At 73.1% G+C, this 26,261-nt stretch carries 22 protein-coding genes and 1 pseudogene; 15 read left to right on the top strand and 8 right to left on the bottom strand.

Annotated features, from left to right (window positions below):
* Window positions 1–136 (bottom strand): annotated as a pseudogene (locus K5S26_RS17000) (leucine zipper domain-containing protein); the annotation flags it as partial.
* Window positions 137–338: 202 nt separating this feature from the next.
* A complete protein-coding gene (locus K5S26_RS16995; protein WP_221860405.1) occupies window positions 339–746 on the bottom strand; it encodes a transferase in 408 nt (135 codons plus the stop codon).
* A 163-nt stretch (window positions 747–909) separates the two neighbouring features.
* Between K5S26_RS16995 and K5S26_RS16990 the strand changes: the two genes are divergently transcribed.
* From K5S26_RS16990 to K5S26_RS16940, 11 genes are all read left to right on the top strand, one after another.
* Window positions 910–1,548 (top strand): YitT family protein, encoded by a 639-nt coding sequence (locus K5S26_RS16990; protein WP_221860403.1) that lies wholly within the window; start codon window positions 910–912, stop codon window positions 1,546–1,548.
* 77 nt (window positions 1,549–1,625) lie between these two features.
* Window positions 1,626–2,960, top strand: coding sequence for an aminotransferase class I/II-fold pyridoxal phosphate-dependent enzyme (locus K5S26_RS16985; RefSeq protein ID WP_221860401.1), 1,335 nt, complete (start codon window positions 1,626–1,628; stop codon window positions 2,958–2,960).
* Window positions 2,961–3,177: 217 nt separating this feature from the next.
* On the top strand, window positions 3,178–4,710 hold the full coding sequence (locus K5S26_RS16980; RefSeq protein WP_221860400.1) for an ABC transporter substrate-binding protein: 1,533 nt from the start codon (window positions 3,178–3,180) through the stop codon (window positions 4,708–4,710).
* Between the two features lie 25 nt (window positions 4,711–4,735).
* A complete protein-coding gene (locus K5S26_RS16975) occupies window positions 4,736–5,767 on the top strand; it encodes an ABC transporter permease (protein ID WP_221860398.1) in 1,032 nt (343 codons plus the stop codon).
* Window positions 5,764–6,717 carry an ABC transporter permease gene (locus tag K5S26_RS16970; protein ID WP_221860396.1) on the top strand — a complete coding sequence of 318 codons (954 nt, stop codon included), beginning with the start codon at window positions 5,764–5,766 and terminating at the stop codon, window positions 6,715–6,717. The genes K5S26_RS16975 and K5S26_RS16970 overlap by 4 nt, the downstream gene beginning before the upstream one ends.
* Window positions 6,698–7,588 (top strand): ABC transporter ATP-binding protein, encoded by an 891-nt coding sequence (locus K5S26_RS16965; protein WP_246604180.1) that lies wholly within the window; start codon window positions 6,698–6,700, stop codon window positions 7,586–7,588. The genes K5S26_RS16970 and K5S26_RS16965 overlap by 20 nt, the downstream gene beginning before the upstream one ends.
* Window positions 7,585–8,424: an ABC transporter ATP-binding protein gene (locus K5S26_RS16960; protein ID WP_221860394.1), complete on the top strand. Its 840-nt coding sequence runs from the start codon at window positions 7,585–7,587 to the stop codon at window positions 8,422–8,424. The genes K5S26_RS16965 and K5S26_RS16960 overlap by 4 nt, the downstream gene beginning before the upstream one ends.
* A gap of 55 nt (window positions 8,425–8,479) precedes the next feature.
* Window positions 8,480–9,592: an LLM class flavin-dependent oxidoreductase gene (locus tag K5S26_RS16955; RefSeq protein ID WP_221860391.1), complete on the top strand. Its 1,113-nt coding sequence runs from the start codon at window positions 8,480–8,482 to the stop codon at window positions 9,590–9,592.
* On the top strand, window positions 9,592–10,320 hold the full coding sequence (locus K5S26_RS16950) for an alpha/beta fold hydrolase (protein WP_221860390.1): 729 nt from the start codon (window positions 9,592–9,594) through the stop codon (window positions 10,318–10,320). Before K5S26_RS16955 ends, K5S26_RS16950 begins: the two co-directional genes overlap by 1 nt.
* Window positions 10,317–11,687 (top strand): O-acetylhomoserine aminocarboxypropyltransferase/cysteine synthase family protein, encoded by a 1,371-nt coding sequence (locus K5S26_RS16945; RefSeq protein WP_221860388.1) that lies wholly within the window; start codon window positions 10,317–10,319, stop codon window positions 11,685–11,687. Before K5S26_RS16950 ends, K5S26_RS16945 begins: the two co-directional genes overlap by 4 nt.
* Window positions 11,687–12,727, top strand: coding sequence for an LLM class flavin-dependent oxidoreductase (locus tag K5S26_RS16940; protein ID WP_221860387.1), 1,041 nt, complete (start codon window positions 11,687–11,689; stop codon window positions 12,725–12,727). The genes K5S26_RS16945 and K5S26_RS16940 overlap by 1 nt, the downstream gene beginning before the upstream one ends.
* 22 nt (window positions 12,728–12,749) lie before the next feature.
* Here K5S26_RS16940 and K5S26_RS16935 read toward each other — a convergent pair whose 3' ends face one another.
* The 3 genes from K5S26_RS16935 to K5S26_RS16925 are packed head-to-tail and all read right to left on the bottom strand — an operon-like array spanning window position 12,750 to window position 18,886.
* Window positions 12,750–13,541, bottom strand: a complete 792-nt coding sequence (locus K5S26_RS16935; protein WP_221860385.1) for a DNA-formamidopyrimidine glycosylase family protein — start codon at window positions 13,539–13,541, stop codon at window positions 12,750–12,752.
* A 36-nt stretch (window positions 13,542–13,577) separates the two neighbouring features.
* Complete coding sequence (locus K5S26_RS16930) at window positions 13,578–18,179, bottom strand: ATP-dependent helicase (protein ID WP_221860384.1); 4,602 nt, start codon at window positions 18,177–18,179, stop codon at window positions 13,578–13,580.
* A 59-nt stretch (window positions 18,180–18,238) separates the two neighbouring features.
* Complete coding sequence (locus tag K5S26_RS16925; protein WP_221860382.1) at window positions 18,239–18,886, bottom strand: alpha/beta hydrolase; 648 nt, start codon at window positions 18,884–18,886, stop codon at window positions 18,239–18,241.
* Between the two features lie 69 nt (window positions 18,887–18,955).
* Here K5S26_RS16925 and K5S26_RS16920 point away from each other — a divergent pair, with 69 nt between their 5' ends.
* Both K5S26_RS16920 and K5S26_RS16915 read left to right on the top strand, forming a co-directional pair.
* Window positions 18,956–19,579, top strand: a complete 624-nt coding sequence (locus K5S26_RS16920) for an NUDIX hydrolase family protein (protein WP_221860380.1) — start codon at window positions 18,956–18,958, stop codon at window positions 19,577–19,579.
* A gap of 109 nt (window positions 19,580–19,688) precedes the next feature.
* Window positions 19,689–19,964 (top strand): hypothetical protein, encoded by a 276-nt coding sequence (locus K5S26_RS16915; protein WP_221860378.1) that lies wholly within the window; start codon window positions 19,689–19,691, stop codon window positions 19,962–19,964.
* A gap of 120 nt (window positions 19,965–20,084) precedes the next feature.
* On the opposite strand, the gene K5S26_RS16910 is transcribed toward K5S26_RS16915, so the two are convergent.
* Window positions 20,085–20,606: a hypothetical protein gene (locus K5S26_RS16910; protein ID WP_221860376.1), complete on the bottom strand. Its 522-nt coding sequence runs from the start codon at window positions 20,604–20,606 to the stop codon at window positions 20,085–20,087.
* A 1-nt stretch (window position 20,607) separates the two neighbouring features.
* On the bottom strand, window positions 20,608–21,672 hold the full coding sequence (locus K5S26_RS16905) for a threonine aldolase family protein (RefSeq protein ID WP_221860374.1): 1,065 nt from the start codon (window positions 21,670–21,672) through the stop codon (window positions 20,608–20,610).
* A 118-nt stretch (window positions 21,673–21,790) separates the two neighbouring features.
* Here K5S26_RS16905 and K5S26_RS16900 point away from each other — a divergent pair, with 118 nt between their 5' ends.
* Window positions 21,791–23,065 (top strand): sensor histidine kinase, encoded by a 1,275-nt coding sequence (locus K5S26_RS16900; RefSeq protein WP_308123046.1) that lies wholly within the window; start codon window positions 21,791–21,793, stop codon window positions 23,063–23,065.
* A 133-nt stretch (window positions 23,066–23,198) separates the two neighbouring features.
* Window positions 23,199–23,846: a response regulator transcription factor gene (locus K5S26_RS16895; RefSeq protein WP_221860372.1), complete on the top strand. Its 648-nt coding sequence runs from the start codon at window positions 23,199–23,201 to the stop codon at window positions 23,844–23,846.
* 247 nt (window positions 23,847–24,093) lie between these two features.
* On the opposite strand, the gene katG is transcribed toward K5S26_RS16895, so the two are convergent.
* Complete coding sequence (gene katG, locus K5S26_RS16890; RefSeq protein ID WP_246604191.1) at window positions 24,094–26,184, bottom strand: catalase/peroxidase HPI; 2,091 nt, start codon at window positions 26,182–26,184, stop codon at window positions 24,094–24,096.
* Between the last annotated feature and the right edge of the window lie 77 nt (window positions 26,185–26,261).

The raw sequence follows: 26,261 nt of genomic DNA, 5'->3' as shown, positions 1-26,261 counted from the left end.
GTGCCCATTTGTCGGCAGTCGGCCACGAGACGCGGAAGTAGCCAGCCGCCGCAGCGACCGTCCACTCCTCGTCGACGACCTTGCGGGCAAGGCGGAGCCGTTGGCGCGGCGTCAAGGCCGCATTAGCGTGAGACACGAGAACCTCCTGGTTCAGAGCGGAAGCGGTAGCAGCTCCACTCTGCCGGGAGGTTCTCGTCACATCACGGCAATCAGATCAAACAACGTCCCTGGGCACTACAGCTAGTGCGGCGCCTGCCCGAGACCGCACGTCCGCGGGTGCCGGATGGCACTCGCGGACGCTCGATGAGTGCCGAATGGCACTCGCGAAGGTGGGGGCGTCAGGCCGCCAGGTGCAGGCCCTTGGCGTCCGTGGCGACGGTGCCGCCGGGTGGGACGGACTCGTCGTCGCCGATCCGGGCGTTCTTCGCCACGTGCGCGCCCGCACCGACGCGCGTGCGCACGCCGATGTGCGCACGCGCGCCGACGGCGGCCTTCGGGCCGATGTGCGCGTTCGCATCGATGTAAGCGGCGGGGCCGATGAGGGCCTCCGATTCGATCCAGGCTCCGCGCGCGACCGTCGCCCCGGCGGCGACCTGCGCGCCCGGTTCGATGTACGCGCCGGCCTCCACGCGCGCGTCCGGATGCACCTTCGCGCCGTGCGCGACGAGGCCGCGCCCGTTCACGTGCTTGCGGTAGCGCAGCGTCTCACCGTGATCGTTCTCGATGTCGACGTAGTTCTTGCCCACGATGCCTTTCCGCGGCCCCGGTCGAGGCCGGACAATGGAGAAAACGACGTCCCCCCGTGGGGTATTCCCCGCGCACGGAAAGAATCATTACTCGGGCGAGTTCCAAACCTCACTGAGCAGTATGCGTCACATAGACGAAATCTTCTTGTCCTATCGTTGACGGGTGACGAACCCGACGCCCGACCGCACCCTCGTCTTCGAGTGGGAGCAGACGCGCCACACCGTGGCCGAGGACGTCCAGGGCATCGTCATCGGCACGTTCACCGCGGCGCTGGGGCTCTACCTGCTCAAGGCGGCCGGCGCCGTCACGGGAGGGACGGCGGGGCTGGCGCTGCTGCTCGACCAGGCCACCGACCTGCCGTTCTGGCTGATCTTCCTCGTCGTCAACCTGCCGTTCGCCGTGCTCGCCCTGTGGAAGAAGGGCCTCCGGTTCACGGTGCTGACCTCGATCTGCATCGCGGGTGTCGCGGGTCTCAGCGTCCTGGACGCGCAGCTGCTGCCCGTCACGGGGCTGAACCCCGTCTACGGCGTGTTCGCGGGCAACCTGCTGGCCGGCGTCGGGCTGCTGATCCTGTTCCGTCACGGGGCGAGCGTCGGGGGAGTGAACATCATCGCCCTGCTGTTGCAGGAGCGCACCGGCTTCCGAGCCGGGTGGACGCAGATGACGCTGGATGTCCTCGTGGTCGCCGCGTCGTTCCTCGTGCTGCCCTGGCCCACCGTGCTCCTCAGTGCTGCCGGGGCTGTGGTGATGAGTCTGGTGCTCGCGATGAACCATCGCGAGGGGCGCTACATCGGCCGCTGACCCGCGCCGGCGGTGCGCACCTCCGCGCCGAGTGTTCAGCTTCGCTAGGGTGCTCCTGAACATATCGGGAGGTCCGGATGACTGACGCCATCGTCGACGACCTGGCGAGGCGGCTGCAGGCGCGCACGGCGTCCGGCCTCGCGCGCGAGGTCGCCGAGCTCGTCTATGCCGGGGAGCTCCGGCATGGCGACCGGCTGCCCACCATCCGGTCGGTCGCCGACGCGGTCGGTCTGAGCGTCGGCACCGTCGCCGAGGCATGGGCGTCGCTGCGGGCAGACGGCCTGGTCGAGACGCGCCGGCGCGGCGGCACGCGCGTGCTGTCGCCGGCGCCCCGACCGTTCGCCGGCTGGTCGGCCGTCGACTTCCTGCTCTCCAGCCCGGACACCGCGCTGCAGCCCCCGCTCGAGCCGGCGCTGCTCTCCGCTCTGCGGCAGCCGGGCGTCAACGCCTGGGGCCGCGAGCACATGGTCGACGCCCTGCGCGAGGCGGTGGCGCCGCTCTGGCCGTTCCCCGCGGAGTCGTGGACGAGCGCCGGCGGCGGCACGGAGGGCCTGTGGCTCGCCGCGCGTGCGGCGATCCGTCCCGGGCGTCCGATCGCCGTCGAGGAGCCCGCCCCGCCCGGCTTCCTGGCGACCCTCGCGGACCTGGGCGCGGAGGTCATCGGCATCCCGGTGGACGAAGAGGGGCCGCTGCCCGGCGCGCTGCGCATCGCCCTCGGAGCCGGCGCCGCGGCGTTCCTGCACCAGCCGGGCGGGCCCTTCTCGACGGCGGCGGTGCTGAGCGAGCAGCGCGTGCTCGAGCTCGCCGACGTGCTGGAGCCGACGGACGCCGCGATCGTCGAGGACGACTCGCTCGGGCTGCTGTCGAGCGTCCCCGTCCGCACGCTCGGCGAGCGCCTGCCCGAGCGCACCATCCGGGTGCTGAGCTTCTGCAAGTCGTTCGGGCTCGACCTGCGCACCTCGGTCCTCGGTGGGGCGCGGCATCTGGTCGATCGGGCGATCGCAGCGCGCAGCGGTGGCGTGGCCTCCAACAGCCGCATCCTGCAGCACGCGCTGGTCGCGATGCTGCGGGACGACGCCGCGCTCGGTGCCGTGCGCACCGCGAGGGAGCGGTACGCTCGGCGCCGAGCGCTCGCGCTCGACGCGTTCCGAGACGTCGGCCTCGTAGCGCACTCGGGACCGGGCAGTCTCGTGGCCTGGATCGAGGTGCCCGACGAGCGTGCGGCGGCCCTGGCGCTCGCGACCCGCGGCATCGTGGTGGATGTGGGCGCCACGGCGTTCGCGTCGGCACCCTCCGGCGGGCTGCTGCGCCTGTCGACCGCCCAGCTGCCGGAGGACCCCGCGCTGCTTGCCGAGCTGGCCGGGCTGGTGGCCCGCGCGGTCGGCGGAGACCTGCGTGTGCGATTCGACTGACGCGAGAGACTCCGCGAGAGCGGGGTCTCTCGCGTCTTGCCGGTCCGTTCATCGGCCAGTTGCCGCTGAAATGTTCACCCAATAAGTTCAAGTGTTACGGCGTCTTGCGGGAACATACTGAAACGTCCGCGCGGCGCGGACGAGCGCGCGGATAGCTTGCTGACTCGACGCCCCGACCCTGGGGACTCGCTCCGCCCTCGATCGAGAGTTGACGTCCGTGACGCGCACCCTCCGCACTCGCCGCCTCGCCGCCCTGCTGCTCGCCTCCTCCCTGGCCCTCGCGGGCTGCGCCTCCGGTGCCGACGCCCCGAGCGCGGACGGCACGGCCGCGGCGACCGGGGGCACGATCACCTGGGGATGGGCGTTGCCGTCGACCTGGGACCCGGTCACCTCGGCCGTCGGGAACGACTCTCACGCGCTCGCGCTGGTCTACGAGGCCATCACCCAGCAGACCACGGAGGGCGACGCCGCGCCGGGCCTCGCCGAGCGGTGGGAGTACAACGACGCCGGCGACGAGGTGACGTTCTTCCTCCGCGAGGGGCTCACGTTCTCGGACGGCACGCCGCTCGACGCCGACGCGGTCAAGGAGAGCCTGCTGCGCGGCCGCGACGGCGAGGACTCGACGGTCGCGGCGCAGCTCGCGGTCGTCACCGACATCGTCGTCGACAGCCCGACCGAGGTGCGCCTCGTGCTCGACCAGCCCGACTTCCAGATCCCGCTGCTGCTGTCGGGCAAGACCGGGCAGATCGTCAGCCCCGCCGCGGCCGAGGCCGACGCCGCCGCCCTCGCCACGCAGCCCGTCGGGGCCGGCCCGTTCATCCTCGAGGAGTACGTGCCCGACTCGCACGCCACCCTGCGCAAGAACCCCGACTACTGGAACGCCGAGCACATCACTGTCGACGAGTTCGTGCTGAAGCCGACGCCCGACCCGTCGGTCATCGTCGCGGGCCTCCAGAGCGGGCAGTACAACGTCGTCAGCATCCCCGCCTCGCAGGTTGACAGCGTCGAGGCGGCGGGCTTCGAGGTGCTGAAGCAGGAGGTGCTGCCCGTGCGCGTGCTCGACGTGAACAACACGGTCGAGCCGTTCGACGACCCGCGCGTGACCCAGGCGATCAGCCACGCGATCGACCGGCAGGAGCTCATCGACGTCGCGAACTTCGGCTACGGCGACCCGCTCTGGCAGCCGTTCCCCGACGGCTACGTCGCGCACAGCGACGAGCTCGACGACCTCTACCCGCACGACCCCGCGCGCGCCAAGGAACTGCTCGCCGAGGCCGGCTACCCCGACGGCGTCGACATCGAGCTGGCGATCTCGACCGAGGCCGATCCGCTCGCGGAGCTCCTGCAGCAGCAGCTCGCCGAGGCGGACATCCGGGTCGAGCTGGTGGTCCAGACGCCGGGCCAGAACAACTACATCACGCGTCAGTACCCGTTCGTCGTCGACCAGTTCAACGCGCGGCAGTCGCCCGTGCAGTCGCTCGAGGTGCTGTTCGGCGAGGAGGGGCTGATGAACCTCGGCCGCAACACGCCCGAAGACCTTCCGGCCGCCGTCGACGCCGCCCGCGCGCTGCCGCTCGACGACCCCGCCTACCCCGACGCCATCCAGAACGCGATCGAGACCGCGGTGACGCAGATGCCGAACGTGTTCCTCTACTCGATCACCCGGTTCTTCGCCTACACCGACGACGTCGAGGGGCTGACCGGCTACGTCGACACCTGGCGGTTCGACGACGTGACGGTCGGGGACTGACGCGCCCGGCGCGGGAGGCCATCGCATGACAGTGCTCGCCGAACGACCGAGTGCGCAGACGCGCCAGCGCTCGCTGCGCGCCGGCCTCGCGGGCCGGTTCGCGGCAGGCGCCGGCTACGCCCTGCTGCGCAGCCTCTCGATCGTCCTGCCCGTGCTGCTCGTCGCCACGTTCATCACCTTCCTGCTGGGCTCCGTGACCGGCCAGGACCCGGCGTCCATGGTGCTGGGCGATCAGGCGCGCCCCGAGGACATCGAGCGGATGCGCGCCTACTTCGGGCTCGATCAGCCGGTGCTCGTGCGCTACGCGGACTGGCTCGTCTCGGCCTTCCAGGGCGACCTCGGGGAGTCGTGGTTCACCCGCATCCCCGTCATGGACAGCATCGTCTCGCGGCTGCCCGTCAGCTTCTCGATCGCGATCTACGCGCTGCTGCTCGGCACGGTGGCGGGCGTGGTCCTCGGCATCGCCGCCGCCGTGAACAACGGCGGGTGGATCGACCGCACCGTGACGCTGCTGGCGTCGGTGCTGTCCACCATCCCCGGCTTCGTCGCCGCGGTCGCGCTGGTCGTCGCGCTGTCGGTGCTGATGCCGGTCTTCCCCTCCGGGGGCTACGTGCCGCCGGAGCAGGACGTGGGGCTGTGGATCCGCGCGCTCACGCTGCCCGCGATCGCACTGAGCCTCGACACCGCTTCGGACATCGCCCGGCAGCTGCGCACCGGGCTGGTGGGGGCGCTGCAGGAGAACTACGTCGTCGGCGCGACCGTCCGCGGGTTCAGCCGCTCCCGGGTCGTGCTGGTGCACGGGCTGCGCAACGGCGCAGGTCCCGCCGTCGCCGTGCTGGGCATGCACGTGCCGAGGCTGATCGGCGGCGCGGTGGTGACCGAGACCGTCTTCGCGATGCCAGGGCTCGGGCTGCTGACCAAGCAGGCCGCCCTCCAGGGCGACGTGCCCGTCGTGCAGGGGGCGCTGTTCGTCTCGATCCTCCTGGTGGTGGCGTCGTCGGCGATCGTCAACGTGCTGCTGGTCGCCCTGCGGCCCGCGGCGAGGAGGGAGTCGTGAACCGCTCGCTGCTCGCTGCGCTGCGCACGCCCGCCGGGGCCCTGGCCAGCGCGGTCCTCCTCCTCGTCGTCGGGCTCGCGGTGTTCGGGCCGGTCCTGGCGCCGTATCCGCCGAACCAGCAGGATGCCGCCGCGATCCTGCAGGGGCCGTCGGCGGCGCACTGGCTCGGCACCGACTACGTCGGCCGCGATGTCCTCAGCCGCATCCTGGCCGGGTCGACCCTGTCGGTGCTGACGGCGGTGGAGGCGGTCGGCATCGGCCTCGTGCTGGGGGTCGTGCCGGGCATCACGTCGGTGTACTTCGGCCGCGTCTACGAGTGGCTGACGCTGCGCCTGATGGACGGCCTGCTCGCCCTGCCGTTCATGATCTTCGCCATCGCGGTGGCGGCGCTGCTCGGCAACGGCCTGCAGCAGGCGATGCTGGCGGTCGGCATCCTGCTCGCCCCGGGGTTCTACCGCATCACCCGGTCCGCGGCCCTCGGGTTCACCAACACCCAGTACGCCACGGCGGCCGAGCTCTTCGGATCGACGACGCTGCGCACGATCCGGGTGCACATCTGGGGCAAGATCGCGCCCGTCATCGTCGTGGCGACGGCCAACGCGATCGGCGGCGGGCTGCTCATCGTGGCGAGCCTGACGTTCCTCGGAATCGGCGTGCAGCCGCCCGAGCCGACGTGGGGCGGGATGCTCGCGAGCGACCTCGGCTACCTCTATCAGCGCCCCTACGGCCCGCTCATCCCGTCGCTGCTCATCATGGCCACCGTCGGCGCCCTGAACTGGCTGGCGGACGCCATCCGCGACACGAGCGGCGACCTCGGCCGCGCGCGCATCGCCGCGGCCGGCGCCGACGAGCGGTTCGCCGTGTTCCGCCCCGGCCGCGGACCTGCCGCCTCAGACGGCGCCGCGTCGCCCGAGCAGAAGGAGGTCGCAGATGTCCCTCACCGCGTCTGACCCCGCCGTCGTCGCGGCGGAGCGGTCGGCCATGCCGTCGCCCGGCTCCGCGCCGCTCATGCGCGTCTCCGGTCTGCGGGTCGCCGTCGACGGCGGCCGTCGGGAGGTCGTGCACGGCGTCGGGTTCGAGGTGCACCGCGGGGAGACCGTCGGCATCGTCGGCGAGTCCGGCAGTGGAAAGACCCTCGCGTGCCGGTCCCTGCTGGGCATCCTGCCGCACGGCGCCGACCGCACCGCGGGCGAGCTGCTCTTCGACGGCGTCGATCTCGGCACTCTCAGCGAGAGGCAGTGGCGCGGGGTGCGCGGCGCCCGGATCTCCGCGGTCTTCCAGGACCCGGCGTCGTACCTGAACCCCTCGATCCGCGTCGGGCGGCAGCTCGACGAGGTGCACCGCGTCCGGGTGGGGCTGTCGCGGCGCGCCGCGAGGGCGGCGAGCGTCGCCGCCCTCGCACGGCTCGGCCTCGTCGACCCCGAGCGTGTGTACCTGCAGTATCCGTTCGAGCTCTCGGGCGGGATGCTGCAGCGTGTGCTGCTCGCCATCGCGCTCGCGGCGGAGCCCGAGCTCCTCATCGCCGACGAGGCCACCACCGCGCTCGACGTCACCGTGCAGGCGGAGGTCCTCGACCTCCTGGCCGAGCTGCGGGCGACCACGGGACTCACCGTCATCCTCGTCTCGCACGACCTGGCCGTGGTCTCGCAGGTGTGCGACCGCGTCTACGTGATGCGCGAGGGGAACGTCGTCGAGCACGGGCCCACGCGCCGGGTGCTGCGCGCACCCCAGGACGAGTACACGCGTTCGCTGCTCGAGGCGCACGACCGGTACGGCATCGAACGGCTGCACGCCGACGCGCCGCAGGAGGAGGCCTCGTGACCGGTCCGCTGCTGGACGTGCGCGGCATCCACGTGTCGCTCGGACGCCTGCCGAAGACCCGCATCCTGCACGGCGTCGACCTGACGGTCTCGGCGGGCGAGATCGTCGGGCTCATCGGGGAGACCGGGTCGGGCAAGACCACGCTCGCCCGCGCCGTGCTCGGCCTCGACCCCGTCGAGTCGGGATCGATCGAGGTCGAGGGCGCCGAGACCGCGTCGCTGCGCGGGCGGGCGCGTCGCGCGTTCCGGCGCAGCGGGACGGTGCAGTACGTCTTCCAGGACCCGTTGCGCAGCCTCGACCCGGACCGGACGGTCTTCGAGTCCGTCGCGGAGGGACTCGAGGTCCGCCGCGAGCCCAAGGACGCCGTGCGCACCCGGGTCGCCGAGGCGCTCGACCTCGTCGGCCTGGCACCGGAGCTCGCGGACCGCCACCCCGGTCAGCTGTCGGGAGGCCAGCGCCAGCGCGTCGCCTTCGCCCGGGCGGTGGCGCCCGAGCCGAAGCTGCTGATCTGCGATGAGCCGGTCAGCGCCCTGGACGCCTCCAGCCGCGTCCGCATCCTCGAGCTGCTCGAGCGGCTCAGCGCCGAGCGGGGGCTCGCGATCCTGCTCATCACCCATGACCTCGGCACGCTGGCGGGCCTCGCCCATCGCGTCGCCGTCCTCTATCGCGGACGGGTGGTCGAACAGGGCGACACCCGCCGCGTGCTCACCGAGCCGACGCATCCGTACACGCGGCTGCTGATGGCGTCCGTGCCGACGATCGACGGCACGGGGGCCGGCCCCGAGGAGCGGCGCGCGCTGCGCGACGCCGTGCGAGACCTCGCGCCGGTGCCCTGACGGGCCCCGACGACCCCATCGACCACGCACATCACACGCAGAACGGACAACGAAGATGACCATCGAGATCCTCGGCATGGTGTCGACCAGCTACGGCTCCGAGAGCGTCGGCGCCCCCTCCGGGCCCGTCATCGACGAGCCCTACCTGACCGAGTTCGCCCGTGCGCACGACAGGGCGGGCTTCGACCGCATCCTGGTCGCCCACAGCTCGTCGTCGCCCGACGCCTTCGGCGTCGCGCAGCACGTGCTGAACCGCACCGAGCGCGCCGGCGTGCTGATCGCCCACCGGCCCGGCTTCGTCGCGCCGACCCAGGTGGCGCGACGCCTCGCCACGCTCGACCACCTCACGGGCGGCGGCCGCGTCGCCATCCACCACATCACGGGCGGCAGCGACGCCGACCAGGCCCGCGACGGCGACTTCGTCGAGAAGGACGCCCGCTACCGTCGCACCGGCGAGTTCATCCAGATCCTGCGCCGCACGCTCACGGGCGACGCGCCCTTCGACTTCGACGGCGAGTTCTATCGGGTGCGCGACGCGTTCAGTGCGGTGGGGCCCGCCACCGACAGCGGCATCCCCATCTTCTTCGGTGGTCTGTCGGACGCCGCCGTCGAGACCGGTGCCGAGCACACCGACGTCTACGCGCTGTGGGGCGAGCCCCTCGCGGCGACCAAGGAGCGCATCGACCGCATCCAGGCGGCCGCCGCGGCGCACGGCCGCCAGGTCGAGTTCTCGGTGTCGCTGCGGCCCATCGTCGGCGCGACCGAGGACGAGGCGTGGCAGCGCGCGGACGAGCACTACCAGGCCGCCAAGGAGCGGATCGAGAACGGCACCGGCGACAACCGTTCGTGGCGCATCCACCGCGGTGAGCGCAACCAGGCGGTCGGGCGACAGCTGCTGCACGCGCACGCGCTCGAGAACGACGTGCACGACGAACGGCTCTGGTTCGGCATCAACCGCCTCACCGGCGCGGCCGGCAACTCGACGGGACCCGTGGGCACCGCCGAGCAGGTCGTCGAGTCGCTGCTGAAGTACTACGACCTCGGCGTCCGCAAGTTCCTGATCCGCGGCTACGACCCGCTCCGCGACGTGCAGGAGTGGGGCGACGAGCTCGTTCCGCTGCTGCGCGAGCGCGCCGCGCAGCGCGAGTCAGTCGCGGCGGTCGCCTGATGACGGCCGTCGACACCGTCGTCGCGGGCTCGGACGTCGCCGCTGCCACGCGCACCCACGAGCGGACCGCCCCGGCGGGACGCGCGCGCGGCACCGTGCTGGTGCTGCCGGGCCGCGGCGACGCGCCGTCCTACTACCGCCGGCTCGCACGCCGTCTGGCTTCCGACGGCTACCTGGTCGAGACGGCGCTCGCGCCGGTGGTCGACGTCGACGACGTGGTCGCCGCGTGGGAGCCGGCCGCCGAAGGGATGCGGGTCGTCATCGGCGTCGACACCTCGGCGGGCCTGCTTGCCGCGGCGCTCGCCGGCGGACGTCTCGACCCGGCGCCCGCGGGTGCCGTCTTCGCGGGCATCGCGGTCGCCGGCGGAGAGACGCCGGACGACGAGCTCGCCGCACGTAGCGCGTGCCCCCTCCACGGGCGCGTCGTGGCCGACGCGGGGGCCCCGTCGCTCGCCGCGTCCGACATCCCGCCGACCTGGCCGTCCGGCGCCGCCGGCCTGCCGGTGCTGGCCCTGCACGGCGAGGCCGACCGGATCGCGCCTCCCGCCCGCGCCGCAGCGCTGCTCGACGGGTGGGACGCCGAGCTCGTCACGGTCGCCGGAGGGCTGCACGACGTCCTCAACGACGTCCATCACCGCAGCGTGGCGGCCGAGATCGTCGCGTTCCTCGAGCGGCTGCGCGCCGACCCGACGGCGGCGCCCATCCTGCACCGGAGGGCGCGCCGATGACCGGGTTCTCGACCCTGCAGATCCGCGCCGGCGCCCAGCCGCCCGTGCAGCCGAACCCCGCGGTCGTGCCGATCTACCAGACGGCCGCGTACGAGTTCGAGTCGTGGGAGGCGGCGAGGGACATCTTCGCGCTGCGGCGGCAGGGCAACCTCTACAGCCGCACCGGGAACCCCACGCAGAGCGTGCTCGAGCAGCGCATCGCCGCGCTCGATGGCGGGGTGGGCGCGCTCGCCGTCGCCTCGGGCCAAGCCGCGGTCGTGATCGCGCTGCTCGCCCTCGCCAGGAACGGCGAGCACGTCGTGGCCGCGCGGCAGCTGTACGGCGGCACGCTCGACCTGCTGACGGACACGTTCGCCGACTTCGGCATCGACGTCACCCTCGTCGACCAGGGCGACCTCGACGCGTGGCGCGGTGCCGTGCGTCCGAACACCCGCGCCTTCTTCGCCGAGACGATCGGGAACCCGACCGCCACGGTGCTCGACGTGCGGGGTGTCGCCGATGTCGCCCACGCCGCGGGCGTGCCGCTCATCGTCGACAACACCGTCGCGACACCGGCGCTGCTGCGTCCCGTCGAGCATGGCGCCGACCTCGTGGTGTACTCGGCGACCAAGTACCTCGCCGGGCACGGCGGATCGCTCGGCGGCCTCATCGTCGACCTCGGCACGTTCGACTTCGGTGCCGGCGACTTCGGCGCCGGCGGCACGGCCAGGCGGTGGCCGCAGTTCACCGAGCCGTATCCGCGCGTCGGCGACGTCGTGCTGTGGGACCGGTTCGGGCGGGAGGGCAGCGCGTTCCTCGTCTACGCCAAGACCAAGCTGGCCCACGACCTCGGCCCCGCGCTCTCGCCGTTCAACGCCCACCAGATCCTGCTCGGCATCGAGACGCTCGACCTGCGCATCGCACGGCAGACGGCCTCGGCCGAGGCCATCGCGCGCGCCCTCGACGCGCATCCCGGGGTGAGCGCGGTGCACCACCCGGCGGCGCAGGGCAGCCCGCACGCCGCGCTGGCGGCGAGGTACCTGCCCGGCGGGGCGAGCGCCGTGTTCTCGTTCGACCTCGCGGCCGGCCCCGAGGCGGTGCCGGGCTTCGTCGACGCGCTCGAGCACTTCACGCTCGCCGCCAACATCGGCGACGCGCGGTCGCTTGTGATCCACCCGGCCTCGACCACGCACTCGCACCTGCGCGACGACGACCTCGCACTGGAGGGCTTCTCGCGCGCGACCGTGCGCCTGTCCATCGGTCTCGAGGACCCGGCAGACCTGATCGACGACCTCCTCCGCGCGCTCGACGGCGTGGCGCTCGCCTCTCGCGAGCCCGTCGCGGCCGGGCGCTCATCCACCACCCCCGCACCTTTCGAGGAGAGCTGATGCAGTTCGGACTGTGGGCCCCCGTGTACGGCGGCTTCCTGAGAAACGTCGAGGACGAGGGGATGCCCGCCACGTGGGCGACCATCCGGGAGGTCGCCCAGACCGCCGACCGGCTCGGCTACGGCACCATGCTGATCCCGGAGCTCTACCTGAACGACCGCAAGGGCGTCGAGGCACCCAGCCTCGAGGCCTGGTCGCTCACGGCGGCCGTGCTCGCCGTGACCGAGCGGCTGCGCGTGATGACGGCGATCCGGCCGGGCTTCCACCTGCCCGCCGTCGCCGCCAAGACCATCTCGACGCTCAGCGACATCGCGCCCGGCAGGATCGCCCTGAACGTCGTCGCCGCGTGGTGGGCCGAGGAGGCCAAGCAGTTCGGCGGCCGCTTCCCCGCCCACGACGAGCGCTACGACCAGGCACGCGAGTTCGTCGAGGTGATCCTCGGCTCGCTGCGCGAGTCGCCCTTCGACTACGACGGGCGCTTCTTCCGCGCCGACGGCACGATCGTCGAGCCCAAGCCGTCGTCTCCGCCCGTCGTGTTCGCGGGCGGAGAGAGCGAGTCCGGCCGCGAGGCGATCGCGGGCTTCGCCGACGCCTACGCGATGCACGGCGGCACGCTGGAAGAGGTGCGCGAGAAGGTCGCCGACCTGAACGAGCGACGCCTGCGGCTGGCCGGCGCCCCGATGCGTGAGTTCGCGATGGCGGCGTACGTGATCGTCCGGGACACGGAGGCCGAGGCCCGGCGCGAGCTCGAGCGGATCACCACGGTGGACCCGTCGTCGCCCGGCTACGCCTCGTTCCAGGAGTTCACGGCCAACTCGGCCCTGAACGTCGAGGTGTCGGCGCGCGAGTACTCGGTCGGCACACGAGGCCTGCGCCCCGACCTCGTCGGCACCGCCGAGCAGGTGGCCGAGCGCATCCGCGCCTATCAGGACGCGGGCGTCTCGCTGCTGCTCATCCAGTCGTCGCCCCTCGCGCCCGAGCTCGAGCGGATCGCCGCCGAGGTCTTCCCGCTGGTCGACCGCGCAGCGGTGCCCGCGTGAGCGCCGGACGCAGCACGGGCGATCAGGCCGGCTGACACCGGGGGCACCAGTACACGACCCGTTCCCGCGTCGGATCGGCCCCCAGGGCGCCGCGGCGCACCGGCGTGCCGCACCGGCGGCACTGCCGGTGCTCGCGGCCGTACACCCAGCGCTCGAACCCGCGGCGGCTGTCGCCCGTGAACACCCGCACCGGCAGGTCGACGTTGCGGCGGATGGTGCGCGCGCCGAGGTCGAGCAGCGCGGGCACGTCCACCTCGGTCGCCGGGCGCTCGGGGTGCACGCCCCGCAGGAACAGCAGCTCGCTCGCGTACTCGTTCCCGAAGCCGGCGACGCTGCGCTGGTCCTGCAGGGCGACGTGGATCGCGCGGGTGTCGGCGGAGACCCGCCGCGCCGCCTCCACGGGATCCCAGCCGTCCGACAGGGGGTCGGGCCCCAGATGGCCCACCACGCGGTCCTCGTCGCGGGTGGGGAGGACCTCGACCATCGCCAGGTCGAACCCGACCGTCTCCCAGCCGGGCTCGGGAGCGCCGGTCGCGCCCACGATCGCGCGGGCCTTGAACGCGGGCTTCCGCCAGCGCTGACCGGGCCGGTACGTGTGCCACTCGCCGTCCATCCGGAGGTGCGAGTGCAGGGTGCTGTCGCCGATGCGGTGGAGCAGATGCTTGCCGTACGCGGCCACCTCGTGCACAAGCTCGCCGCGCACGTCGGCGGTGGCCGAGCCGGGCACGCGGATCTCGAACCGCGTCACCTCGCGCCCCGCGAGCGCCGCGTGCAGGCGGCGGGCGGCGCGGTGGACCGTGTCCCCCTCAGGCATGGGCGTCCCCGCCGTCGGCCGGGGCCGTGCCGGCCTTCATCGGGCGGCGCCCGCCGTGAGCTTCCGCAGCGTGACGCCCTTGGTCGACTCGACGAAGCCCGCCTCGCGCAGCGCCCTGCCGAGCGCATGGCCGTAGACGAACTCGCCGTTGACCTGCTCGACCGTCAGGGTCTCGAGCCGGCGCGCACGCGCGGTGCGCGCCAGGTCGGCGGTGGCCGCCGCGAGCGCGGCCTCGTCGTCGGAGAAGGCCAGCGCGGTGCGCCCGCCCCGCTCGAGGTAGAGCACGAGCGCTCCGTCGACGAGCACCACGATGCCGCCGGCCTTGCGGCCCGGGCGGTGGCGGACGGCGTCGAGGGCGGGCCACGGCAGGGCCGCGCCGTACGGGTTGGCCGGGTCGGTCGCCGCCAGGGTCACCGCCTTCAGCGGGGCCGGATCGGGCAGGCCCGAGAACTGACGCAGCCGGTCGATGGTGGGGGACGTCGCGAACTGCGCCGCGCCGAGCTTCTCGATCAGGTAGCCGCGGCGGCAGTGCCCGGCCTGCTCGAGCCCGCCGAGCACGCGATACGCCTGCGCGAAGCCGCCCGGCACGCCCTCGTTCTGCACGGCGCCCCTCGTGACGACGCCGTGTCGGTCGAGCAGGAGCGAGGCGGTGGCGGCGTAGCGCACGGCCGCGTCGGGCTCGGGGTCGCGCAGCAGCGACCACCGTCCGCCCGACGGCTGCGCACGCGCCGCCGGCCGGCCCCCGTCGAAGCTCGGCCGCGAGAGCGACGAGCCCCGGTACATGCGCGCGCGGGGCGTGCGGCGCGCGGCGCGGTGGGCCTGCGAGCCCGCCCCGAGGAGCGTGCGGACGGGGGCGAAGGTGTCGTTCGTGACCCGACCGGCCCACACCAGGTTCCACAGCGCCTCGACCGTGGACGCCTCGTTCTCGGCGACGGCGAGGTCGCGCAGCTGCGATGCGAAGTACGCCCCGCCGCCCGCGAGCGCCGACACCAGCCGGGCCTCGAGGGAGTCCGGCGCGATCTCGATCTCGGACGGCGCGATCGTCAGGGGCGCGGTGTCGGCGACGTGCAGGGCGACCCAGCCGTCCCGGCCCGGAAGAGACCCATGACCCGACCACACGACCTCGCCGGTCGCCGTCAGCTCGTCGAGCATGGCGGGGGCGTAGTCGTGCACGCGCGACGGCAGCACGAGCGACTCCCATGCGCTGGCCGGGATGGGGACGCCGGCCAGCTGGTCGATCGCCGCGAGCACGCCGTCCACCCCCTCGAGAGGTCGGGCGACGTGCTGCCAGTCCGGCAGGAAGCGGGCGTACGCCTCGGCGGAGACCGGCTCCACGCTGCCGCGCAGCGCCGCGAGCGAGCGCATCCGGATGCGCCGCAGCGCCTCGGCGTCGCACCACTCCGGCTCGTCGGCGACGCCCGCCTCGGCGAGGAAGAAGCCGCTGACGAGGCGCCCCTGGCCCTCCAGCCGCTGCAGCGCGTGCCGGGCCACGGCGGGGCCGACGCCCAGCCGCTCGGCCACGGCGGCCGTGGTGAACGGGCCGTGCGTGCGGGCGTAGCGCGACACCACGTCGCCGAGCGGATCGGGCAGCGGGTCGAGGAACGCGACGGGCACGCCCACCGGCAGGGCGACTCCCAGCGCGTCGCGCAGACGCCCGGCGTCCTCGATCGCCGCGTAGCGCTCGGCGCCGGCCATCGACACGCGGATCGCGCGTCGGGCCTCGACGAGCGCCTCGAGATGCGCGCCCGGCTCGCCCCCCTCCGCGGGCTCCAGACGCGCTGCGACCTCGTCGGCGGTGAGCGGGCCGAGCACGCGCAGCAGGTCGGCGACGCCCTCGACCCCGCGGGCGCGACGGTCGGGCGCGAGCCGCTGCGCCTCGGCCTCGAACTGCGCGATCACGTCGGGATCGAGAAGCTCGCGCATCTCGACCTTGCCGAGCAGCTCGCTCAGCAGCGCGGGGTCGACCGACAGCGCGGCGGCCCGCCGCTCGGCGAGCGGGGAGTCGCCCTCGTACATGAACGCGCCGACGTATCCGAACAGCAGGTCGCGCGCGTACGGCGACGGCTGCGAGGGCTCGGTCTCGATCAGCCGGATGCGCCGGTCGCCGATGCTGCGCGCGATCCGCAGCAGGGCGGGCAGGTCGTACACGTCCTGCAGCACCTCGCGGAGCGTCTCGAGGATGATCGGGAACGTCGGGTGGCGCCGGGCGACCTCCAGGAGCTGGGCCGAACGCTGGCGCTGCTGCCAGAGGGGGCTGCGCTTGCCCGGGTTCTGCCGCGGCATCAGCAGGGCGCGGGCGGCGCACTCGCGGAACCGCGACGCGAACAGGGCAGAGCCCCCCACCTCGTCCGTGACGATGCGCTCGAGCTCGTCGGGGTCGAACACGAACAGCTCGGCGCCGGGCGGCTCCGACTCGGCGTCCGGGATGCGCGCGATGATGCCGTCGTCGCTCGCGACGGCCGACCCCTCGACCCCGAGCCGCTCGCGGATGCGGGCGTTCACCGCCAGCGCCCAGGGGCCGTGCACGTGCATGCCGTAAGGGGAATGCAGGATGATGCGCCAGTCGCCGACCTCGTCGCGGCCGCGCTCGACGGTCAGGGCCCGGTCGGTCGGCAGCGTGCCCGTCGCCTCCTTCTGCTCCGCCAGGTAGCCGAGCAGGTTGGCGCGCGCGTAGTCGTCCAGGCCGGCCTCGACGAGGCGGCTCTCGGCGGTCGCGGCGTCCGCGGAGGTCAGCTCGCGCGCGAAGGCGCCGAGCGCCTCGCCGAGCTCGGCGGGCCGGCCGAGCCCGTCGCCGTGCCAGAACGGCACCTTGCCCGGCTGGCCGAACGCCGGCAACACGTTGACCCGGTCGTGGGTGATCTCGACGATCCTCCAGCTGGTCGTGCCGAGCGTGAACACGTCGTTCACGCGCGACTCGTAGACCATCTCCTCGTCCAGCTCGCCGACGCGCGCGTTGCGGCTCTCGCCCGCGATGAAGACGCCGAACAGGCCACGGTCGGGGATCGTGCCGCCGCTGGTGACGGCGAGGCGCTGCGCGCCCGGCCGTCCCTCGACCGTGCCCGCGTCGCGGTCCCACACCACACGGGGCCGCAGCTCGGCGAACTCGTCGGACGGGTAGCGGCCCGCGAGCAGGTCGAGCGTCGCTTCGAACGCGCTGCGCGGCAGCGTGCGGAACGGCGCGCTGCGGCGCACGATCTCGAACCACCGCTCGACCTCCACCGCCCCGAGCGCCGTCGCGGCGACCGTCTGCTGCGCGAGGATGTCGAGCGGGTTCTGGGGCACGGAGAGCGACTCGATCTGCCCCGCGAGCATCCGCTCCGTCACGATCGCGGTGTGCAGCACGTCGCTGCGGTGCTTCGGGAACAGCGCCGCGCGACTGGTCTCGCCGACCTGGTGCCCCGCGCGGCCGATGCGCTGCAGGCCGCTCGCCGCGCTCGGCGGCGCCTCGACCTGGATGACGAGGTCGACGGCGCCCATGTCGATGCCGAGCTCGAGGCTGCTCGTGGCCACGACGCAGCGCAGCACGCCCGACTTCAGCTCCTCCTCGACGATCGCACGCTGCTCCTTCGACACCGAGCCGTGGTGTGCCTTGGCGAGCACCGGATCGGCGCCGGCGGTCTGCCCGGCCTGCGCCATCATCGCGGCCGGCACGGCCTGCTCCGGCAGGTCCATCCCGAGCCGCTCGCTGTAGATCTCGTTCAGCCGGCCCGTCAACCGCTCGGCCAGGCGGCGCGAGTTGGCGAACACGATGGTCGAGCGCTGCTGCAGGATGCGGTCGACGATCGCCTCCTCGACGTGCGGCCAGATCGACCCGGTCACCTCGGTCGGCTCGCCGCCCACCCAGTCGTCGTCGCCATCGGCACCCGCCGCAGGGCGCGTCTCCGCGCCGCCGCCCTTGACCATCGGCTCGGGGTTCTGCATGTCGGCGATCGGCACGGTCACCTTCAGGTCGAACGCCTTCGAGGCGCGCGGCGCGACGATGTCCACCGGCGCCGAGCCCCCGAGGAACCGCGCGACCTCGTCGATGGGCCGCACCGTGGCCGACAGCCCGATGCGCTGCGCAGGCCGCTCCAGCATCTCGTCGAGCCGCTCGAGGCTGACCGCGAGATGCGCGCCGCGCTTGGTCGCCGCGACCGCGTGCACCTCGTCGACGATCACCGTGTGCACCTCGCGCAGCGTCTCGCGCGCCTGGCTCGTGAGCATCAGGTACAGCGACTCGGGCGTCGTGATCAGGATGTCCGGCGGATGACGCACCATCCGCTGCCGGTCGGTCGACGGGGTGTCGCCGGAGCGGACGCCGACGGTGACCTCCGGCGCCGCCTCGCCGAGGCGGCGCGCCGCCTGCGAGATGCCGACCAGCGGCGAGCGCAGGTTGCGCTCGACGTCGACGCCGAGCGCCTTCAGCGGCGAGACGTAGAGGATGCGCGTGCGCTCGGAGCGGCGCTCCTCCCGGAAGGCGCGGTCGAGCGCCCAGAGGAACGCCGACAGCGTCTTGCCGGAGCCGGTCGGCGCCACGACCAGGGCGTGCCGCCCCTGTGAGATCGCCTCCCAGGCGCCCTTCTGCGCCTCGGTCGGCGCACGGAACGCGCCGCGGAACCACTCCCGCGTCGCGGGCGCGAACCGATCGAGCACATCCATCGCTCTATCTTGACGCGTGCCTCCGACATGCGGCCGCCCCCGGGCGTGCGGCGTCGCGCTCAGTCGTCCCGGGCGAGCCGCTTCTCGAGGAACACCTGCACGTCGGCGAGCTCCTGCTGCGACACCGCGTGGCGGAGGTCGGGGTAGATGCGGCCCACGAGGTCGCTGTGCCCCGGCAGCCACTCGGTGGTGTGCAGCACGAGCGGATCGGGGATGACCTCGTCGAGCGCCCCGCGCCCCCAGAACACGGGCGGGCGCAGCTCGGCGAGCTCGGCGTCGCCCGGCAGCTCGCCGGGCGTCGCGTAGCCCGAGAGGTTGACGGCGAACGAGAAGCGCTCGGGTGCGAGCCGCAGCGCCTGGAGCGACACGGCACCGCCTTGGGAGAAGCCGAGCAGCCCCACGCTGGTCGCCCCGCCGGCGACGCCGTCGATCCATTCGATCAGCCGCTCGGCGGCGCGGGTCACCCAGGACGCGTCGCGTCCCTCCAGGCCCTCGATCGGATACCAGGAGTGGCCCGGGGCGGGGAAGGGCGGCGCGAGCGGAGCGCGCACCGCCGCCACTGCGAAGCCCGCGGGCAGGTGGGGCGTCAGGGCGAACAGGTCGCGCTCGTCGGATCCGTAGCCGTGCAGCAGCACCAGGAGCGGTCTGCCGTCGGGTTCTCCTGACCACAGCGCGGCCGCGTCGTCGAGGGCGGGGATCTCGGGCATTCGTCCATCTTGCCGCGTCCCGCCGACATCCGTCATGGTGTTCCGGGCTCGGCCGGGTATACAGGACTCATGGCTGTGCGCACCCCCGACCCCGACCCGAACGAGCAGCCCGACGACGCCGAGGACTTCGCCGCCGTGGGCGCGGCGGGCTTCGGCGGAGTGCCGGGCGGCTCGACGAACCCGGCGTGGCTGAGCGACGTCGAGCTCACCGAGATCCGTCGCCGGCTGCCGATGCTGTACGTGGAGGCCGTGCCGGTGCGGACGGACGGCACGGGTTCGGTGACCCAGGTCGGCATCCTGCTGCGCGCCACCCCCGTCGGCGAGATCACGCGCACGATCGTGTCGGGCCGCGTCCGCTACGGCGAGACGGTGCGCGACGCCCTGTTCCGCCACCTCGAGAACGACCTCGGCCCCATGGCCTTCCCGCTGCTGCCGCCGTCGCCCGTGCCGTTCACCGTGGCGGAGTACTTTCCGATCCCCGGCGTCAGCGCGTATCACGACGACCGTCAGCACGCCGTCTCGCTGGCATTCGTCGTGCCGGTCACCGGCACCTGCGAGCCGCGGCAGGACGCGCTCGAGGTCACCTGGATGACGCCGCAGGAGGCCGCCTCCGACGCGCTCGCCGCCGAGATGGAGGGCGGCCGGGGCACGCTCGTCCGCCACGCGCTCGCGAGCGTCGGGGCGCTGCGCTGACGCTCGCTCCCAGGGAACTCGTCTGCGCAGGTCATCCCCCGATGGCGCAGCGGCGCGTACGAGACCTGGATTGCGTGACATCGTCGACTCGGTCGCCGAGAATGAGGAGATGATCACGATGAACGAACCCCAGGTCTGGGTGCTCATCGCCGCGTTCGTGGCCATGATGGGCACGATGATCACCGTGGTCATGACGAGCTTCGTGCGCTCGATGAACGCCGGGTTCGAGCGGCTGGAGACGAAGTTCGATGCGAAGCTCGGGGCTCTCGAGACGAAGGTCGACGCGAGATTCGAGGCTTTCGAGGCGCGCATGGACGTTCGCTTCGGTCAGATCGACGCCGACATCACCGCGCTCACGCGCCGAGTGATGGGCGACGCAGGCTGACTCAGGCGCCCCCCTTTGCCGCCATCGCGGATCGTCCCATCGGTCTGGTCCGACACCGGGGCGCTGCGCTGACACCGGGGCGCTGACGCGAGGGCGCCGGCGTCGCCGCTCGGCGACGGGTCAGCCGTGGGCCAGCAGCTCCAGGCCGACGACCGCGACGCCCAGCAACGCCTCGGCGCCCAGGACGATCAGCTTCTGCCACCACGGCGCCCTGGTGCGTCGCACGGCGAACCACCCGATGGCGACCAGGGCCGCGATCAGCGCCGCCTTCGCCGCCGACAGCGCCGCGTCCACCGACCAGACGTCGAACGCCGCCAGCCCGAGGAAGACGAACGGCAGCGCGACGGCGCCGATCGCGCCGAGCGACACCGCCACCGCCCGGCGCAGCTCGTCGCGGGTGTGCACCTCGCCGTGCACCGCGAGGTGCGACACGATGTCGGCCACGAACACCGCCAGCAGCGTCGCGAAGCACGTCACCGCGAGGGTGGTGGTCGCCTCGCCGGGCGTCGTGTGCCCGTGGGAGTCCAGCACGATCACGACGGCGAGCGCCGTGAAGGTCAGGTATATCCGCTCCTTCAGGCGTTCGGCGCGCTCGGCCGGCGGCAGCGCCTCGAGCTCGGCACGGCCCCGTGCGCGGCTCATCTCACGCGCCCGTCTCGGCCGCGATCGCCGCGACGAACGCGTCGACGTCGTCCTCGGCCGTGTCGAAGCTCGTGAGCCAGCGCACCTCGCCGGTCGCCTCGTTCCAGTCGTAGAAGCGGAAACGCTCGCGCAGACGGTCGGCGACGCCCGCCGAGAGCGTCGCGAACACGCCGTTCGTCTGGGTGGGCTGCGTGAACGCGACGCCGCGGATCGTCCCGTCCGCCAGGCCCGCCTCCACGCCGGCGCGCAGCCGTGCCGCCATGGCGTTGGCCCGCGCGCCGCTCCGCAGCCACAGGTCGTCGGTGAGCAGGGCCACCAGCTGCGCCGAGACGAACCGCATCTTCGAGGCCAGCTGCATCGCCGTCTTGCGCAGGTAGTCGACGCCGTGCACGGCGTCGGGGTTCAGCACGACGACGGCCTCCGCGCCGATGGCGCCGTTCTTGGTGCCGCCGAAGCTCAGCACGTCGACGCCGACGTCGCGGGTGAACGCGCGCAGCGGCACCCCGAGGGCCGCCGCGGCGTTGGCGATCCGCGCGCCGTCCATGTGCACGGCGAGCCCGAGGGAGCGGGCGCGGTCGGCCAGCGCGGCGATCTCGTCGACCGAGTACAGCGTGCCGAGCTCGGTCGACTGCGTGATCGAGACCACCTGGGGCACCGCCTGGTGCACCCCGCGCGAGCCGGACACGGCCGAGACCAGGTCGGGCGTCAGCTTCGCGTCGGGCGTCGGGACGGGCACGATCTTCATGCCGCCGACCTTCTCGGGCGCCCCGCCCTCGTCGGTGTTGATGTGCGCGAGCGACGGCGCGATGACCGCACCCCACCGCGTCAGCATCGACTGCAGCCCGACGACGTTCGCACCGGTGCCGTTGAACACGGGGAAGACGGCCACGCCGTCCCCGAGCAGGCCCGCGAACAGCTGCTGCAGGCGCGCCGTCCACGGGTCCTCCCCGTACGAGCTCACGTGTCCGCCGTTCGCGGACGCGATCGCGTCGATCACCTCGGGGTGGGTGCCGGCGTAGTTGTCCGAGGCGAAGCCGCGGCTGCCGCGGTCATGCAGAGGGTCCACCGGATCAGCCTACGGCCAGCGCCCCTCCCGCCCCGCGCCTTTCCCGCCGCCGCAGAACGGGCCGGATACATCGGGCGGCGGATGTGCGGGGCGGCGCCGGGAGCCTACGGTGAGACGGATGGACGCACCGAGCGACGAGAGCAGGACCGACGCGGACGCGACCGGCGCGAGCGGCGACGGCGCGGGCGCCGGTCGCTGGCGACGGCTGCTGCGGAGTCCCCGGCTGGCGGGGCTGCTCCGCCCCGTGTCGCCCACGCAGTGGCTGATCGACGCGCTGGTCGGCACCGTGTTCACGCTGTTCGCGTTCGCGGCGCAGCAGTCGTTCGGCGGCGAGCCGTCCTACGTGGCGGGCCTCGTGACCCTGGCGATGATGGTCGCGGCGCTCATGCTCAGCCGCGTGTCGCCGCCGGTCTCTCTCGCGGTGGCCTGGATCGGCGCGCTGTGGCAGGTCGGCACGGGCCAGACGCCGCTGCCGGCCAATATCGCGATCTTCGTCGTCCTGTTCGCGACGGCCGCCTACGGCACGCGGCTCGTCTTCTGGGCCGGGTTCGTCTCCGCCGGCCTCGGCGCGCTCGTGATCGCCGTCTACCTCGTGCTGCCGTTGAGCGCGGTCGCGGTCGGGGCGCAGGACATGGGCACGGCCCTGTTCTCGGTGATCTCGATCTTCCTCGCCGCGCTGTTCGCGCTCCTGCTGTCGTGGACGCTCGGGGCGCTGACCCGCTCCGTCTTGCGCTCCCGGGAGGGACGCCGCGCGCAGCGCGAGGCCGAGGCCCGCGCCACCGCCGAGGAGGAGCGCGGGCGCATCGCCCGCGACATGCACGACGTCGTGGCGCACTCCCTGGCGGTCGTGATCGCGCAGGCGGACGGCGCGCGTTACGCGGCGGCGGCGGATCCGGAGGCCGCCACGCAGGCGCTGTCGACCATCAGCCACACGGCGCGGGCGGCGCTCACCGACGTGCGCGTGCTGCTCACGCAGCTGCGGCACAGCCAGGCGGAGGGACCGCAGCCCTCGCTCGCCGACCTCGAGCAGCTGTACGCGCAGGTGCGGGCGGCGGGAGTGGACCTGCGCGTCGACGTCGACCCGGCGCCGGCCGGCGACCAGCCGGCGTCGGTGCAGCTCGCCGTGTACCGCATCCTGCAGGAGGCGCTGACGAACGCGCTGCGACACGGCGACGGCGGTCCGGTCGACGTAGGGCTGTCGTGGTGGTCCGACCGGGTGGGCCTGCAGGTCCGAAACGGCATCCGGGCCGATGCCCGTCCCGCCGAGCCCGGCGGCCACGGCCTGATCGGCATGCGCGAGCGCGCGCAGCTGGTCGGCGGGCACGTCGAGGCCGCCGCCGAAGCCGGGTCGTGGACCGTGCGCGGACAGCTGCCGATCCGGCCCGCGGAGTGATGCGCGTCCCGCCCGTTCCCTCCCTCCCCTCGTGTCCCACTTGCGGCCCGTCCGTGTCCCACTTGCGGCCCTTATCCGCCTCCGTATCGGGCCGGGAGTGGGACGCAGGGCGCGGCGATGACAGGATCGACGCATGATCCGTGTGGTGCTGGTGGACGATCAGGCGCTCTTCCGCGCCGGGATCCGCATGCTCGTGGCGTCTCAGCCCGACCTCGAGGTCGTGGGGGAGGCGGGCGACGGGCGGGAGGCCCTCGACGTCGTGCGGGCGACCGAGCCGGACGTGGTGCTCATGGACATCCGGATGCCCGTCATGGACGGCCTGACGGCGACGGCCGAGCTCCTGCAGCGGCCGGACGCGCCGAAGGTGGTCATGCTGACGACGTTCGATCTGGACGAGGCGGCGGCGCGGGCGATCCAGCAGGGGGCGTCCGGCTTCCTGCTCAAGGACGCCGAGCCCGAGTTCCTGCTGGCCGCGATCCGCACGGTGCACGCGGGCTCCGCGGTGATCGCGGCGGCGGCCACCCGTGACCTCTTCTCGCACGTCTTCGGGCAGAGCGGCGAGGCGCCGCGACCCGTCCCCGCCACGTACGGCGACCTCACGGAGCGCGAGCGGGAGATCTTCGCGCTCGCGGCCCGCGGGCTCAGCAACGCCGAGATCGCCGCGCGCGAGTTCCTCAGCGAGGCCACCGTGAAGACGCACATCAGCCGCATCCTCACGAAGCTGTCGCTGCGCGACCGGGTGCAGCTGGTGGTCTTCGCGTTCGAGCACGGCCTGGCGTAGGTCGCCCCGGCGCCCCGGCGCCTACGACCCGGCACCCGGCGTCGATCATGTCCCCGTTCTGGCCGTTACGACCGCGGGAATCGGGCCGTAACTGGGACATGGTTCGGCGGTAACGGGCGGCAACTGGGACATACCCCGGCAACGGGGGCCGCAGGACGGGCCTCCGCCCCGAAGTCGTGATCGGAACGTCTCCTCCGAACACGACGATGCCGCCCTCGCCCGAAGGCGAGAGCGGCATCGCGCGGCGTCACTTCCTGAGGTCGAAGCGGTCGTTCTCCATGACCTTCACCCAGGCGGCGACGAAGTCCGTCACGAACTTCTCGGTCGCGTCGTCCGACGCGTAGACCTCGGCCAGGGCGCGCAGCTCGCTGTTGGCGCCGAACACCAGGTCGACCCGCGAGCCGTGCAGACCCGTGTTCGACGTGTACGTCTGCTGATCCTCCGACGGGGTCCACTCGATGCCGAGCTCGAGCAGGTTCACGAAGAAGTCGTTGGTCAGCGCCCCCGGCCGCTCGGTGAAGACGCCGAGGTCCGAGCCGTCCCAGTTGCCGCCGAGCACGCGCAGGCCGCCGACCAGCACCGTCATCTGCGGAGCCGAGACGCCCAGGTGGTTGGCGCGGTCGATCAGCAGGTACTCGCTGGGCAGCTTCAGGAAGCCGCTGTCGTAGTTGCGGAAGCCGTCGGCCACCGGCTCGAGCCACGCGAACTGCTCGAGGTCGGTCTGCTCCGGCGTCGCGTCGACGCGGCCCGGGGTGAACGGCACCTCCACCTCGACGCCGGCGGCCTTCGCCGCCTGCTCGACGCCCACGCCGCCCGCCAGCACGACCACGTCGGCGAAGGACAGCCCCGACTCGGCGGCCACCGTCTCGAGGTGCTCAATCACCGGCTTCAGCTGTGCGGGCTGGTTCACGCGCCAGCTCACCTGCGGCTCGAGGCGGATGCGGCCGCCGTTCGCGCCGCCGCGCTTGTCGGACGAGCGGAACGTCGCCGCCGCCTTCCAAGCGGTCGACACGAGCTGCTGCACCGTCAGGCCCGACTCGAGGATGAGCTGCTTCGCCTTCGCGACGGCGGAGGGCGAGGACTCCGCGGTGCCGGTGGGCAGCGGGTCCTGCCACAGCAGGTCCTCCGCGGGCACCTCGGGGCCGAGGTAGCGGGCCTTGGGGCCCATGTCGCGGTGCGTGAGCTTGAACCAGGCGCGGGCGAACGCGTCGGTGAGCGCCGACTGATCGTCCTTGAAACGACGCGAGATCTTGTCGTACTCGGGGTCGAAGCGCAGCGCGAGGTCGCTGGTCAGCATGCGCGGCTCGCGCCGGGTGGCCGAGTGCGAGTTCGGCACCATGTCGGCGCCCCCGCCGTCCTTCGGGCGCCACTGGTTCGCACCGGCCGGCGACTGGAACAGCTCCCACTCGTAGGCGTAGAGGATGTGGAAGAACTCGTTGTCCCACCGGGTCGGGTGGTAGGTCCAGGTCACCTCGAGGCCGGAGGTGACGGTGTCCTCGCCGTGCCCGGTGCCGTAGCCGTTCTCCCAGCCGAGGCCCTGCGCCTCGAGCGGGGCGGCCTCGGGGTCGGGGCCGAGCCGGTCGTCCTTGTGGGCGCCGTGGGTCTTGCCGAACGTGTGGCCGCCGGCGATCAGCGCGACGGTCTCCTCGTCGTTCATGCCCATGCGGCGGAAGGTCTCGCGGATGTCGCGGGCCGAGGCCACCGGGTCGGGGTTGCCGTTCGGGCCCTCCGGGTTGACGTAGATGAGGCCCATCTGCACGGCGGCGAGCGGCGCCTCGAGCTCGCGATCCCCCGTGTAGCGCTCGTCGTCCAGCCAGACCTTCTCGGGGCCCCAGTAGACGTCGTCGTCGGCCTCCCACACGTCGGGGCGTCCGCCGGCGAAGCCGAAGGTCGGGAAGCCCATCGTCTCGAGCGCGACGTTGCCGGCGAGGATCATGAGGTCGGCCCAGGAGATCTTCTGGCCGTACTTCTTCTTCACGGGCCAGAGCAGGCGGCGCGCCTTGTCGAGCGAGACGTTGTCGGGCCACGAGTTCAGCGGCGCGAAGCGCTGCTGTCCGGCCCCGGCGCCGCCGCGGCCGTCGTGCGAGCGGTAGGTGCCGGCGGAGTGCCAGGCCATGCGGATCATGAACGGGCCGTAGTGGCCGAAGTCGGCGGGCCACCAGTCCTTGGACTCGGTCATCGCTGCGGCGAGGTCGGCCTTCACGGCGGCCAGGTCGAGGCTGTTGAACGCCGCGGTGTAGTCGAAGTCGTCGCCGAGGGGGTTCGCGACGGCGGGGTTCTTCGCCAGGATCTTCAGGTTCAGCTTGTTCGGCCACCACTCGGTGTTGGCCGAGCCCATGGTCGGGTGGACGCGCTTGCCGGGGGCGTCGGTGCCGTTGTCGCCCGTGCCGGGCAGGGCGGGCTCGCTGTCGACGG

The sequence above is a fragment of the Microbacterium marinilacus genome (assembly GCF_019753765.1).
Lineage (GTDB): Bacteria > Actinomycetota > Actinomycetes > Actinomycetales > Microbacteriaceae > Microbacterium > Microbacterium marinilacus.
This window is presented reverse-complemented; position numbering and strand designations above follow the sequence as displayed.

What these genes read in the sequence shown, in the direction of transcription:
- K5S26_RS16925 (WP_221860382.1), bottom strand. Translation starts at nt 18,886, where the DNA reads ATGCCCGAGATCCCCGCCCTCGACGACGCGGCCGCGCTGTGGTCAGGA.
- K5S26_RS16985 (WP_221860401.1), top strand. Translation starts at nt 1,626, where the DNA reads ATGACTGACGCCATCGTCGACGACCTGGCGAGGCGGCTGCAGGCGCGC.
- K5S26_RS16965 (WP_246604180.1), top strand. Translation starts at nt 6,698, where the DNA reads ATGTCCCTCACCGCGTCTGACCCCGCCGTCGTCGCGGCGGAGCGGTCG.
- K5S26_RS16935 (WP_221860385.1), bottom strand. Translation starts at nt 13,541, where the DNA reads ATGCCTGAGGGGGACACGGTCCACCGCGCCGCCCGCCGCCTGCACGCG.
- K5S26_RS16945 (WP_221860388.1), top strand. Translation starts at nt 10,317, where the DNA reads ATGACCGGGTTCTCGACCCTGCAGATCCGCGCCGGCGCCCAGCCGCCC.
- K5S26_RS16940 (WP_221860387.1), top strand. Translation starts at nt 11,687, where the DNA reads ATGCAGTTCGGACTGTGGGCCCCCGTGTACGGCGGCTTCCTGAGAAAC.
- K5S26_RS16920 (WP_221860380.1), top strand. Translation starts at nt 18,956, where the DNA reads ATGGCTGTGCGCACCCCCGACCCCGACCCGAACGAGCAGCCCGACGAC.
- K5S26_RS16950 (WP_221860390.1), top strand. Translation starts at nt 9,592, where the DNA reads ATGACGGCCGTCGACACCGTCGTCGCGGGCTCGGACGTCGCCGCTGCC.
- K5S26_RS16910 (WP_221860376.1), bottom strand. Translation starts at nt 20,606, where the DNA reads ATGAGCCGCGCACGGGGCCGTGCCGAGCTCGAGGCGCTGCCGCCGGCC.
- K5S26_RS16895 (WP_221860372.1), top strand. Translation starts at nt 23,199, where the DNA reads ATGATCCGTGTGGTGCTGGTGGACGATCAGGCGCTCTTCCGCGCCGGG.
- K5S26_RS16915 (WP_221860378.1), top strand. Translation starts at nt 19,689, where the DNA reads ATGATCACGATGAACGAACCCCAGGTCTGGGTGCTCATCGCCGCGTTC.
- K5S26_RS16975 (WP_221860398.1), top strand. Translation starts at nt 4,736, where the DNA reads ATGACAGTGCTCGCCGAACGACCGAGTGCGCAGACGCGCCAGCGCTCG.
- K5S26_RS16900 (WP_308123046.1), top strand. Translation starts at nt 21,791, where the DNA reads ATGGACGCACCGAGCGACGAGAGCAGGACCGACGCGGACGCGACCGGC.
- katG (WP_246604191.1), bottom strand. Translation starts at nt 26,184, where the DNA reads ATGGGCTCGGCCAACACCGAGTGGTGGCCGAACAAGCTGAACCTGAAG.
- K5S26_RS16955 (WP_221860391.1), top strand. Translation starts at nt 8,480, where the DNA reads ATGACCATCGAGATCCTCGGCATGGTGTCGACCAGCTACGGCTCCGAG.
- K5S26_RS16930 (WP_221860384.1), bottom strand. Translation starts at nt 18,179, where the DNA reads ATGGATGTGCTCGATCGGTTCGCGCCCGCGACGCGGGAGTGGTTCCGC.